The sequence below is a fragment of the Microbulbifer sp. S227A genome (assembly GCF_049800935.1).
Genome location: NZ_JBNAFZ010000004.1, coordinates 468,577 through 480,369 on the forward strand (window position 1 = coordinate 468,577; position 11,793 = coordinate 480,369).

11 protein-coding genes are annotated in these 11,793 nt (G+C 64.5%); 8 read left to right on the forward strand and 3 right to left on the reverse strand.

The features are described from left to right. Nucleotides 1-7: 7 nt before the first annotated feature. From ACP15R_RS12715 to lexA, 6 genes are all read left to right on the forward strand, one after another. Nucleotides 8-589: an anthranilate synthase component II gene (locus tag ACP15R_RS12715; protein ID WP_424986789.1), complete on the forward strand. Its 582-nt coding sequence runs from the start codon at nucleotides 8-10 to the stop codon at nucleotides 587-589. Continuing rightward, entirely contained in the window at nucleotides 586-1,605 is a 1,020-nt protein-coding gene (gene trpD / locus ACP15R_RS12720; protein WP_424986790.1) for an anthranilate phosphoribosyltransferase, read from the forward strand. The genes ACP15R_RS12715 and trpD overlap by 4 nt, the downstream gene beginning before the upstream one ends. Then, entirely contained in the window at nucleotides 1,602-2,414 is an 813-nt protein-coding gene (trpC, locus tag ACP15R_RS12725) for an indole-3-glycerol phosphate synthase TrpC (RefSeq protein ID WP_424986791.1), read from the forward strand. Before trpD ends, trpC begins: the two co-directional genes overlap by 4 nt. Beyond that, complete coding sequence (gene moaC, locus ACP15R_RS12730) at nucleotides 2,411-2,887, forward strand: cyclic pyranopterin monophosphate synthase MoaC (RefSeq protein ID WP_424986792.1); 477 nt, start codon at nucleotides 2,411-2,413, stop codon at nucleotides 2,885-2,887. Before trpC ends, moaC begins: the two co-directional genes overlap by 4 nt. Beyond that, nucleotides 2,884-4,056, forward strand: coding sequence for a gephyrin-like molybdotransferase Glp (gene glp / locus ACP15R_RS12735; RefSeq protein ID WP_424986793.1), 1,173 nt, complete (start codon nucleotides 2,884-2,886; stop codon nucleotides 4,054-4,056). The genes moaC and glp overlap by 4 nt, the downstream gene beginning before the upstream one ends. A 71-nt stretch (nucleotides 4,057-4,127) precedes the next feature. Beyond that, nucleotides 4,128-4,826, forward strand: a complete 699-nt coding sequence (gene lexA, locus ACP15R_RS12740; RefSeq protein WP_424986794.1) for a transcriptional repressor LexA — start codon at nucleotides 4,128-4,130, stop codon at nucleotides 4,824-4,826. On the opposite strand, the gene ACP15R_RS12745 is transcribed toward lexA, so the two are convergent. Then, nucleotides 4,820-6,898 (reverse strand): ComEC/Rec2 family competence protein, encoded by a 2,079-nt coding sequence (locus ACP15R_RS12745; protein WP_424986795.1) that lies wholly within the window; start codon nucleotides 6,896-6,898, stop codon nucleotides 4,820-4,822. The two genes, lexA and ACP15R_RS12745, sit on opposite strands and share 7 nt — an antisense overlap. 92 nt (nucleotides 6,899-6,990) lie before the next feature. Next, the gene (locus ACP15R_RS12750) at nucleotides 6,991-7,818 is read right to left on the reverse strand and encodes a GNAT family N-acetyltransferase (protein ID WP_424986796.1); all 828 of its coding nucleotides are present in this window, start codon (nucleotides 7,816-7,818) and stop codon (nucleotides 6,991-6,993) included. A 278-nt stretch (nucleotides 7,819-8,096) separates the two neighbouring features. Between ACP15R_RS12750 and gltX the strand changes: the two genes are divergently transcribed. Continuing rightward, on the forward strand, nucleotides 8,097-9,497 hold the full coding sequence (gene gltX, locus ACP15R_RS12755; RefSeq protein WP_424986797.1) for a glutamate--tRNA ligase: 1,401 nt from the start codon (nucleotides 8,097-8,099) through the stop codon (nucleotides 9,495-9,497). Nucleotides 9,498-9,617: 120 nt separating this feature from the next. Then, nucleotides 9,618-10,913, forward strand: coding sequence for a citrate synthase (locus ACP15R_RS12760; RefSeq protein ID WP_424986798.1), 1,296 nt, complete (start codon nucleotides 9,618-9,620; stop codon nucleotides 10,911-10,913). Between the two features lie 94 nt (nucleotides 10,914-11,007). On the opposite strand, the gene ACP15R_RS12765 is transcribed toward ACP15R_RS12760, so the two are convergent. Continuing rightward, nucleotides 11,008-11,784 carry an enoyl-CoA hydratase-related protein gene (locus tag ACP15R_RS12765; protein ID WP_424986799.1) on the reverse strand — a complete coding sequence of 259 codons (777 nt, stop codon included), beginning with the start codon at nucleotides 11,782-11,784 and terminating at the stop codon, nucleotides 11,008-11,010. Nucleotides 11,785-11,793 lie beyond the last annotated feature (9 nt).

Consider the following 11,793-nt stretch of genomic DNA (forward strand, 5'->3'; position numbering starts at 1 on the left):
TTGCCCCATGCTGCTGCTGATCGATAATTACGACTCTTTCACCTATAACCTTGTGCACTACCTGGGCGAATTGGGGGCGGATGTCGAAATTCACCGCAATGACGCGCTGGATGTGCAACAGGCGATGGCGATGAACCCGGCGGGCATATTGCTGTCACCCGGCCCCTGCGATCCGGATCAGGCCGGCATCTGCCTGGCGCTGACCGAGGCCGCCGCCGAAACCCGCACGCCGTTGCTGGGTGTGTGCCTGGGGCACCAGACCATCGGGCAGGCGTTCGGCGGCAAGGTGGTCCGCTGTCATGAAATCGTCCATGGCAAGATGGGCCGCATGCACCATACCGGCACCGGCGTCTTTGCCGGTCTGCCCAGCCCGTTCGAGGCGACGCGCTATCATTCGCTGGTGGTCGAGCGCGACACCCTGCCCGATTGTCTGGACATCACGGCCGAGCTTGAGGACGGCACCATCATGGGGTTGCAACATCGCGACCTGCCAATCCACGGGGTTCAGTTCCACCCCGAGTCGATTGCATCCGAGCACGGCCACGCGCTGCTCGGGAACTTCCTGAACGAGTTGAAAGTCCCGGCATGAGCGACGCGCTGAAACCGCTGATCGGAGCCGCCGCCGACCGCCCTTTGACCCGTGAGGAGGCCGAAGCCGCCTTTGGCATCCTGTTCGAGGGCGAAGCCACGCCCAGCCAGATTGGCGGCCTGCTCATGGCGTTGCGCACGCGTGGCGAAACGGTTGACGAATTTGCCGCCGCCGCCGCCGTGATGCGGTCGAAATGCAACCCGGTCGCGGCCCCCAGCGGCGCGATGGACATCGTCGGCACCGGGGGCGACGGCAAGGGAACGCTCAATATTTCCACCGCCACGGCCTTTGTGGTTGCCGGGGCCGGCGTCACCGTGGCCAAGCACGGCAATCGCAACCTGAGCTCGAAATCCGGTGCCGCGGACGCCCTGACCCAGATGGGCATTAACGTGATGGTCGGCCCGCAAGTGGTTGAAAAGGCCCTGAACCAGGTGGGAATCGCCTTTATGATGGCGCCGATGCACCACCCGGCCATGGCCCATGTGGGGCCCAGCCGTACCGAGTTGGGCACACGCACGATCTTCAACATTCTCGGCCCGTTGACCAACCCCGCCGGCGTCAAACGCCAGCTGACCGGAGCCTTCGCGCGCGAGATGATCCGCCCGATGGCGGAAACCCTCGGCACGCTGGGCTCCGAGCGCGCCTGGCTGGTACATGGCAGCGACGGCACCGACGAACTGACCATCACCGGGCTAAGCTGGGTTGCCGCGCTTGAGGGCGGCACGGTGAAAGAGATCGAACTGCACCCCGAGGACGCAGGATTGCCAGTACACCCGTTCGAGGACATTCTGGGCGGCAGCCCCGAGCACAACGCCCAGGCCTTTGGGGCGCTGCTGGATGGTGCGCCTTCGGCCTATCGCGACGCGGTGCTGCTGAATGCCGCCGCCGCGTTGGTCGTGGCGGAGGCCGCCGAAACCCTGCGCGATGGTGTGGCCATGGCCGTTGAAAGCATCGACAGCGGTGCCGCCCGCAACAAGATCACCGCCCTCGCGCGCATCACACAGGAGCCCGCATGACCGCCACGATTCTCGACCAGATCAAGGCCTACAAGCTTGAAGAGATTGCCGCGGACAAGGCGGCGCAGCCGATCGATCAGGTCGAAGCCGCCGCGCGCATGGCTGGCCCGGTGCGCCCCTTTGCCGAAGCGCTGCACCAAGCCAGCCGTGGCGGCTATGGGCTGATCGCCGAGATCAAGAAGGCCAGCCCCTCCAAGGGCCTGATCCGCGCCGATTTCGACCCAGCCGCGCTGGCCCGTGCCTATGAGGCCGGTGGCGCGGCCTGCCTGTCGGTGCTGACCGACGGCCCCAGTTTCCAGGGGGCCAAACCGTTTCTGACCCAGGCCCGCGAAGCCTGCGCGCTGCCTGCTCTGCGCAAGGATTTCATGTATGACCCCTATCAGGTCGTCGAAGCCCGCAGCCTGGGCGCGGATTGCATCCTGATCATCATGGCCAGCGTCAGCGACGAGCAGGCCGCCGAACTTGAATCCACGGCCATCGAATGGGGCATGGATGTTCTGATCGAGGTGCATGACGCGGCAGAGCTTGACCGTGCAACGCGGCTCAAGAGCGGCCTGATCGGCATCAACAACCGGGATCTGCGCACCTTTGAAACCTCGCTCGACGTGACCCGCACCCTGAGCAAACTGGTCCCGGCGGATCGCGCCATCGTCTGCGAAAGCGGGCTGAACAGCCCCGAGGAACTGGCCGAAATGGCGCGGTATGGTGTACGCGATTTCCTGATCGGCGAGAGCCTGATGCGGCAACAGGACGTCACCGAGGCAACCCGCGCCCTGCTCGAAAACCCGCTGACGGCGGGGGGCATGTGATGCCCCTGACCCATTTCGACGCGCAGGGCGACGCGCATATGGTGGATGTCTCGGACAAGGCGGTGACCGCGCGGGTTGCGGTGGCCCGCGGGCTCATCAGCATGAAGCGCGAAACCTTTGAAATCATTTCCGAAGGCCGGGCCAGCAAGGGCGATGTTCTGGGCGTGGCCCGGCTTGCCGGGATCATGGGGGCCAAGAAGACCCCCGAGCTGATCCCGCTGTGCCATCCGCTGCCGATCAGCAAGGTCGCGATCGAGCTGACGCTGGATCCGGACCTGCCCGGCGTCGCGATCGAGGCCACGGTCAAGACCACCGGCCAGACCGGCGTTGAAATGGAGGCCCTGACCGCCGTGTCCACCGCAGCGCTGACGGTCTATGACATGACCAAGGCCGTCGACAAGGAGATGCAGATCGGCGGCATTCGCGTCATTCTGAAAGATGGCGGAAAATCAGGGCGATACACCGCAGAATGATATCCGTTTCCCAAGCCCGCGCGGCGCTGTTCGACCTGGTCAAGCCGCTGCCCGCAGAAGAGATCGACCTGATTGACGCCGCCGGGCGGGTCCTGGCACGCGAGGTGTTTGCACAGCGCGATCAACCGCCCTTTGCCGCCTCATCGATGGACGGATACGCGGTGAAATCCGCCGAGGTCGAGTTGCACGCAATGTTCAAGGTGGTCGGCGAAGCCGCCGCCGGGCATCGCTTTGACGGACCTGTCGGTGCCGGACAGGCGGTGCGCATCTTTACCGGCGCGCCGGTTCCCGAGGGCACCGATTTCGTGGTCATCCAGGAAGATGTCAGCCGCAGCGGCGATCTGATCACCATCACCGACGATCCGGGCGGCAAGAGCAATATCCGCCCCGCCGGCGGTGATTTCACCCGGGGCACGCCGGTTTCCGCCCCGCGTGTGCTCGCACCGCAGGACATCGCCCTGCTTGCCTCGATGAACATCGCCCGTGTGCCCGTGACCCGTAAACCGGTGATCGCCATCCTCGCCACAGGGGACGAACTGGTGATGCCCGGCGAGACACCCGGCCCCGATCAGATCATCGCCTCCAACAGCTTTGGTCTCAAGGCCATGGTCGAACAGCTCGGGGCCACCGCGCGCCTGTTGCCGATTGCCCGCGACAGCCTGTCATCGCTGCGCATGGCATTTGAGCTGGCCACCGGTGCCGATCTGATTGTGACCATCGGCGGGGCCTCGGTCGGCGATCACGACCTGGTGGCGCAGGCCGCCGCCGATCTCGGGATGGAACGGTCATTCTACAAGGTGGCGATGCGCCCGGGCAAGCCGCTGATGGCGGGCCGGCTGAACGGGGCCGCGATGGTCGGATTGCCCGGCAACCCGGTCTCGGCCATGGTGTGCGGACATATCTTCCTTGTCCCGATGGTCCGCGCGATGCTGGGCCTTGGCTCCGACCTGCCACCCCTGCGCCAGGCTCGGCTGGACGCCCCGCTGACGCGCAACGGCCCGCGCGAACATTACATGCGCGCGATCGTCAGCGATGGCCAGGTCAACGCTTTTGACAACCAGGACAGTTCGCTGCTGACCATCCTCTCACAGGCCAACGCCCTGCTGGTGCGCGCGCCGGATGATCCAGCGCAGAAGGCCGGGGCCATGGTCAACTACCTGCCGCTCTGAGGCCCGAGAGTTGACACAAAACGAGAACATGTCTAGAACAAATGCAAACCCACAGGCAAGAGGTTCAGGCAATGTTGACCAAGAAGCAGTTGGATTTGCTGGAGTTTATTCACAAGCGCGTCCAACGCGACGGTGTTCCTCCCAGTTTTGATGAAATGAAGGCCGCGCTGGATCTGCGCAGCAAGTCGGGCATTCACCGGTTGATCACCGCGCTTGAAGAGCGAGGCTTTATCCGCCGCCTCGCGCATCGCGCCCGGGCAATCGAGGTTGTCCGCCTGCCCGAGAGCTTGGGAGGCGAACCGACCACCGGGTTCACCCCGCGCGTGGTCGAGGGCGGCAAATCTCCAGCGTCCCATGCGGCCCCTGCCGCCCCGGCGACATCCAGCGCCACGGATGTGCCGATGATGGGGCGGATTGCCGCCGGCGTGCCCATCGAAGCGATCAGCCATGTGGAAAACCAGGTCGCCGTGCCGTCACAGATGCTGTCCGCCACCGGCGATCACTATGCGCTGCAAGTGCGCGGGGATTCGATGATCGAGGCCGGGATCAATGACGGTGACGTGGTGGTGATCCGCGAAACGTCGGCGGCGGATGACGGGGATATCGTCGTTGCGCTGGTCGAAGATCACGAAGCGACGCTGAAACGCTATTACCGGCGCGGCGGTTCGATTGCGCTCGAAGCTGCGAACCCCGCCTACGAGACCCGCGTGCTGCCCGAGCACAAGGTCAAGGTTCAAGGCAGGCTCGTTGGTTTGATCCGCACCTACTGAGCCCGGGCAAGTCGGGTTTGCGGCCTGTCGCGCGTGTTCCAGAGCCGTCGCCCGGCGGCCTGCTGCGCGGTGACAACGCCGTTCTTGCTGATTGCGAGGCTGCCGGTGCGCAGCAACCGCTTGGGATCATAGACCTCGCAGGGCCCGTCAATTTGCAGGGGCACCGAGGCAATCACCACCTGGTTCTTGGTGCAGGCTGACATCTGCGCCGCACCGGTCTTGCCGATCACGTGGATGATCTCTGCCCCGCCCGCCGCCATGACGCGAAGCTTGCCCGCCTCGCCCGGCCAGCGCAGCGCGGCCATTTCCTGGTCGACGCCGTCGCCGTCATTTTCCAACCAGTTGCGCGCCACGAACCCGGCCCCGCGCGGCTTGCTCAGGGCGCGCCCCTGCGCGGTCATCACCCCGACAAGCCCGCCGCTATCGGCCACAAGGATGGCGGGGCGCTGCGCCTGCGACCAGAGCGCAAAGGCAATGATGACCGGCACGACGCCGACAACCCGTGCGCGCCCCTGCCACAGCATCAGCCACAACATGCCCAACGCGATCATCGGCAGCACCATCGGCCCGGGCCCCGGAACATGACCCTGCGCACCCGACAGGCCAGACACCCAATGCGCGACGCCAAGTATCCATGACAGGCCCCAGCCCATGGGCACCAGCCCCAGCCATTCGAGCCCGAGGGGCGCAAGACACAGGGCGGCCACCGCCGCCGGGATCACCAGCACCCCCATCAACGGCACCGAAACCAGGTTGGCGATCAGCCCGTAATGCGACAGGGTGTTGAAATGGGCCGCCCCCACCGGCGCGGTGGCAAGCCCCGCGATCGCCGAGGACATCAACACCCCCAGAACCGGCTTGGCCCAGCCCGGTGCCCGGGGCAGGTCCGCATCCCGCAGCCAGCCGAAAAAGGCGATCAAGGCGGTGGTCGCGGCAAAGGACATCTGGAACCCCGGTCCCAGCAACGCCTCGGGGCGCAGGAACAGAACAACAAGCGCGGCCATGGCCACCGCGCGCAGGCTGAAGGCGCGCCGATCCACCAGCACCGCGAGCAGGACCACCGCCACCATGATAAAGGCGCGCTCGGTCGCGACATTGCCGCCCGACAGCGCCAGATAGACCGCCGCGGCGCCAAGCGCACCGAGGGCGGCGAGTTTTTTCACCGGGACGCGCAAGGCCAGCGCCGGAAACAGTGACAGGCCCATGCGCAGGAGCGCAAAGACAAAGCCCGCCAACAGCCCCATATGCAGCCCGGAAATCGCCAGCAGATGCGCCAGGTTGCTGGCCCGCAATGCATCAAGCGCGCCCTGCCCGACGCCGCTGCGATCGCCGGTGGTGACAGCGGCGGCAAACCCGCCCACATCGCCGGGCAGGATCGCACGCACCCGTTCGGAAGCGGCCATGCGCAGGGTAAAGACGCCCAACCCGTCCTGCCCCATGCGCCCGGGCGCGACCGTCAGCACCGGATTGCGCGTATAGCCGACCGCGCCCAGCCCCTGGAACCAGGCGTGACGCTGAAAGTCGAAACCACCGGGTTCAACCGGCCCCTGTGGCGGCGAGAGATGCCCCGTGGTCATGATTCTCTGGCCCGGTTCGAGCGGCACCGGCGGGCCATGCAGCGAAATGCGCACCCGGTCGGGCCGGCGCGCCGGGGCGACCCGTTCCAAGGTGACGCGATCGAGGGTGACGCGATCGAGGGTGACGCGCATTGCGTCCGACGCGCTGCGATCCATCGCGACGATGCGCCCTTCAATCGGTCCGTAATAACGCCAGTCCAGCACCGGTGCGGCGGCAAGATGGGCGCGCACCCCGGACAGACCGAACCCGATCGCCACGAGCATCATCGCCCATGCCAGCGCCGACCAGCCCCCTGGCCAGCGCATGGCAACCGCCGCACAGATACTTCCCGACACGCAAAGCGCTGCATAGATCGGCGCGCCAGGTTCGACCGGAAGCGAAAAGTAGCTGCCAATTCCAATCGCGAGACAGACCGGCGCCCATGGAAACAGGTGCCCCCTTTGGCAGAGCAACACCATGTCGCCCCAGTTCAGCGCCCGTCTCAGGCCCCGCATATCCGATCTCTGCCCTCCGGCTTGTCACATGGGATGACGGTAACCGGAGTATGGTTATCAAATGGTTATCAAACGAGGACCACGACGCGGCCCTAGCCCAGTTCCATCGTCGCAATCGCCTGCCGGTTCGGCCCTGAAACCGGGGCGGGACCGCGATACATGCGCGCGGTTGCAAAGGTCTCGGCAAAGCCGAGATCAGCAAGCGCCTGGACCAGCGGCTCATTGTCCGATGGAACATCGATTATCACCGTATCACCGGCCAGCACGGCCAGGGCGGCGCGCGCCAGGGTAATCGCCACCACAGCGTCATCCGCGATGATCGGGCCGATCTTGACGCCGGTTCGGCATCTGCGCACCGTCGCGAACCCGCGACAGGCCCCGGCGCGTTCAAGGACCACGGTCTTGCGGCTGTCCTGACCGGCCAGCCATGCCGACAGGAACCGTGGCCGCGCATACCCGTTTGCAGCGCGGTCCAACGCCACGAGTTCGGGCAGATCCCGCGCCGTTGCGAGCCGCACTGTGGGATCGGGCGCGGCTGTCAGACTCCCCTGAAACCGCAGGCTGGCCCCGGCAGGAACAAAGCCGGACTTGGCGTAATTCCCCTGTTGCTCGGCCACTCCGTCCAGGCCCACAACACGCTCGCCCGCATGGGCCAGAGCGTGGGTCCAGAGCGCATAGCCGATGCCCTGCCCGCGATAATCCGGCAGGCACAGGTACAATCCCAGAAAGGCCATGTTGTCGCAGTGATTGACCACGGAAATCGCCGCGACAGGGTCCGACGCGATTTCGGCAACAAAGACCCCATAGGGGTCGCTGGCGTGAAAGGCCGGCGCATCCGCGACCCCGGGGTTCCAGCCCTCATGCGCCGCCCAGTCGAGGATCAGATCGAGTTCCGACGGTTTGGCGACCCGCAGTTTCATGTGCCTGCCTCTCTGTTCGTATCATGCTGCCCCAACCGCAGCATGGGATGGGCCGCGCGCCGGGGCAAGCGGCAATCGGGCCGGCGAATGCGGCAAGGGTCTCAACGGCAAGGTATCAACGACGGGACATCGACACCAAGGCAGGCTTCCGTTTGCCTGCAAAACCCGGTATCCGCCTCATCGAACCGCTGCGACTGTGCCACGCCGTCCCCCGGGGCCCAACGGACCGTCGCTGCAAGATATGCACACATCCCCTGCCAAGAGGTAAACCCCCGCACATGTCCGACCCCGTAGTTACCCGTTTTGCGCCTTCACCCACCGGATTCCTGCATATCGGCGGCGCGCGCACGGCGCTGTTCAACTGGCTTTTTGCGCGGGGGCGTGGCGGCAAGTTCCTGCTTCGCATCGAAGACACCGACCGGGCAAGGTCGACACCCGAGGCCACGGCGGCGATTCTGCAGGGGCTGTCCTGGCTGGGGCTGAATCACGATGGCGATGTGATCAGCCAGTTTGAAGGTGCCGCGCGCCATGCCGAGGTTGCCCGCCAGCTGCTCGCCGAAGGCAAGGCCTATAAATGCTTTTCCACGCAGGACGAAATCGCCGCCTTTCGCGAAGAGGCCCGCGCGCAGGGGAAATCGACCCTGTACCGCAGCCCGTGGCGCGATGCCGACCCGTCGACCCACCCTGACGCGCCTTATGTGATCCGTATCAAGGCACCGCAGGACGGGACCACGGTGATCCGCGACGAGGTGCAGGGCGACGTGACCATCCGCAACGACCAGCTTGATGACATGATCCTGCTGCGCGCCGATGGCACGCCGGTCTACATGCTCGCCGTGGTTGTGGATGACCACGACATGGGCGTGACACATGTGATCCGCGGCGATGACCACCTGAACAACGCGGCACGGCAGATGATGATCTATGACGCGATGGGCTGGCAGGTGCCGGTCTGGGCGCATATCCCGCTGATTCACGGCCCCGATGGCAAGAAACTGTCCAAGCGGCACGGCGCTTTGGGGGCGCAGGAGTACCAGGCCATGGGCTATCCCGCCGCCGGTATGCGCAACTATCTCGCGCGGTTGGGCTGGAGCCATGGCGATGACGAGTTCTTTACCGATGCGCAGGCGCTCGACTGGTTCGACCTGGGCGGAATCGGCAAGAGCCCGGCGCGGTTCGACCTCAAGAAACTCGAGAATCTCTCGGGGCAGCATATCGCCGTTTCGGACGATGCTGCACTGCGGCAGGAGATCCAAGCCTACCTGGCCGCAGCCCGGCAAGCGCCGCTGACGTCGGATCAGGCAAAACATCTTGAAGCTGCGATGTATTGCCTCAAGGATCGGGCGCGTACCTTTCCCGAACTCCTTGAAAAGGCGCATTTTGTACTGACCTCGCGGCCGATTGTGCCGGACGAGAAAGCGGCAAAGGCGCTGAATTCAGTATCCCATGGTATACTGGCAGAATTGACGCCGCAGTTGCAAAATGCTAGCTGGACACGAGACGATCTCGAGGCGACCCTGAACAGCTTTGCAGAAGCGCAGGAAACCAAGTTCGGCAAGCTCGCCGGCCCGCTTCGGGCGGCGCTGGCAGGCCGGGCCGTCACGCCCTCGGTGTTCGACATGATGCTGGTTCTGGGGCGCGAGGAGACCCTGAACCGGCTGAAAGACGCGTCCGGTTAAGTCGGGGTTCACGTCCCGGTCATACGACGCCGATACAAGCAGTGCCGTGCCACCGCACGGCAAGCCCCCGCACGGGTCTGGCGATGCCCCGCCCCGTGGACACAAGAGGAAGGGACATACATGACTGAATCGACGAAATCCGCGACATTGACCATTGACGGCACGTCATATGATTTGCCGATCTACTCGCCTACCGCGGGTCCCGACGTTCTCGACATCCGCAAGCTCTATGGGCAGGCCGATGTCTTTACCTATGATCCCGGATTCACGTCGACCGCCAGCTGCGACAGCACCATCACCTTTATCGACGGTGAAAAAGGTGAACTGCTGCATCGCGGGTATCCGATCGACCAGCTGGCCAGCAAGTCGCATTACCTCGAAGTGTGCTTCCTGCTGCTCTATGGCTACCTGCCGACCGCATCCGAGCTGGAAGAGTTCGAAACCACGATCACCCGCCACACGATGATCCACGAACAGATGCACTATTTCTTCCGTGGCTTCCGTCGTGACGCGCATCCGATGGCAACCATGGTGGGCGTGGTGGGCGCGATGTCGGCCTTTTATCACGACAGCACCGACATCGCCGATGAACGCCAGCGCGAGATCGCGACGCACCGGCTGATTGCCAAGATGCCGACCATCGCGGCGATGGCCTACAAGTATTCGGTGGGGCAACCGTTCATCTATCCGCGCAACGACCTGAGCTATGCGGCGAACTTCCTGAACATGTGCTTTGCGGTTCCGGCAGAAGAGTATCACGTGGACCCGATCATCGCCCGTGCGATGGACCGCATCTTTACCCTGCATGCTGATCACGAACAGAACGCATCGACTTCGACCGTGCGGCTTGCCTCGTCCTCGGGCGCGAACCCGTTTGCCTGTATCGCGGCGGGCATCGCCTGTCTCTGGGGTCCGGCCCATGGCGGCGCGAACCAGGCCTGCCTTGAGATGCTCAAGCAGATCGGCACGCCGGACCGCATCCCCGAATTCATCGCCCGCGCCAAGGACAAGAACGATCCGTTCCGCCTGATGGGCTTTGGCCACCGCGTCTACAAGAATTTCGATCCGCGCGCGACGGTGATGAAACAATCGGCGGACGAGGTTCTCGACCTGCTCGGCGTCGAGAACAACCCGATCCTGCAAGTCGCCAAGGAACTTGAAAAACAGGCGCTTGAGGATCCGTATTTCGCGGACAAGAAGCTGTTCCCGAATGTCGATTTCTACTCGGGCATCATCCTCGAAGCGATCGGTTTCCCGACATCCATGTTCACGCCGATCTTTGCGGTGTCGCGCACCGTCGGCTGGGTGAGCCAGTGGAAAGAAATGATCGCCGATCCTCAGAACAAGATCGGTCGCCCGCGCCAGCTCTATCTGGGCGAGACTCAGCGCGATTATGTCGACATCGAGAACCGCTGATTGAAAAACGCCGGTTTCATCCGGCGCGGTAGGCAACAAAAAAACCCGCGGCGACAACCGCGGGTTTTTCATATTTTGCATGTCCTGGCCCGCCTCAGCGGCCTTCGAATGACGGCTTGCGCTTTTCCATGAAGGCCAGAACGCCTTCGCGGAAATCCCGTGACTTGCCGCATTGCCCCTGCAAATGGGCTTCGGTTTCCAACTGTTCGGACAGGGTCTTGTCAAAGCTGCCGCGTATCGCCTGTTTGATCGCGCCATAGGCCATGGTCGGTCCGGCCGCCAGTTGCGCGGCGCGTGCTTGCCACCGGGCGTCGAACTCGGCATCCGCCACCGCTTCCCAGATCAGGCCCCAGTCGTCGGCCTGCCGGGCGCTGATCTTGTCGGCAAACAACGCCGCGCCCATGGCCTTGGCAAGCCCCATTTGCCGGGGCATGAACCATGTCCCGCCCGCGTCGGGCAACAGGCCAATCCGGGCAAAGGCCTGAAGGAAATAGGCGCTTTCGGTGGCTATCACGATGTCACAGGCAAGCGCGAGATTGGCCCCGGCACCGGCTGCCGGCCCGTTGACCGCCGCGAGTGTCGGCACCGGACAGTCATAGATCGCTTCGAGCATCGGCGCGTATTCGTCCCGCAGCACGCGCTCGAGATCGACCTGCGTGGCGTCGCCGGAATCGCCCAGATCCTGTCCGGTGCAAAACGCCCGCCCCGCCCCAGTCATCACGATGACCCGCGCCGACTTGGCCATGTCGCGCATCGCATGGTCGATCTCGGCCCGCATCTGCCCGGTCAGCGAGTTCATCTTGTCCGGCCGGTTCAGCGTCAAAACGCCCAAGCCCTCGGTGATTTCGACCTTGATTGTCTGATAGTCCATCGCGCCCTC

Excerpts from the sequence above, each read along its gene's own strand:
- ACP15R_RS12745 (WP_424986795.1), bottom strand. The coding sequence starts at position 6,898 with ATGCGGGGCCTGAGACGGGCGCTGAACTGGGGCGACATGGTGTTGCTC.
- ACP15R_RS12760 (WP_424986798.1), top strand. The coding sequence starts at position 9,618 with ATGACTGAATCGACGAAATCCGCGACATTGACCATTGACGGCACGTCA.
- lexA (WP_424986794.1), top strand. The coding sequence starts at position 4,128 with ATGTTGACCAAGAAGCAGTTGGATTTGCTGGAGTTTATTCACAAGCGC.
- trpC (WP_424986791.1), top strand. The coding sequence starts at position 1,602 with ATGACCGCCACGATTCTCGACCAGATCAAGGCCTACAAGCTTGAAGAG.
- trpD (WP_424986790.1), top strand. The coding sequence starts at position 586 with ATGAGCGACGCGCTGAAACCGCTGATCGGAGCCGCCGCCGACCGCCCT.
- ACP15R_RS12715 (WP_424986789.1), top strand. The coding sequence starts at position 8 with ATGCTGCTGCTGATCGATAATTACGACTCTTTCACCTATAACCTTGTG.
- ACP15R_RS12765 (WP_424986799.1), bottom strand. The coding sequence starts at position 11,784 with ATGGACTATCAGACAATCAAGGTCGAAATCACCGAGGGCTTGGGCGTT.
- gltX (WP_424986797.1), top strand. The coding sequence starts at position 8,097 with ATGTCCGACCCCGTAGTTACCCGTTTTGCGCCTTCACCCACCGGATTC.
- glp (WP_424986793.1), top strand. The coding sequence starts at position 2,884 with ATGATATCCGTTTCCCAAGCCCGCGCGGCGCTGTTCGACCTGGTCAAG.
- ACP15R_RS12750 (WP_424986796.1), bottom strand. The coding sequence starts at position 7,818 with ATGAAACTGCGGGTCGCCAAACCGTCGGAACTCGATCTGATCCTCGAC.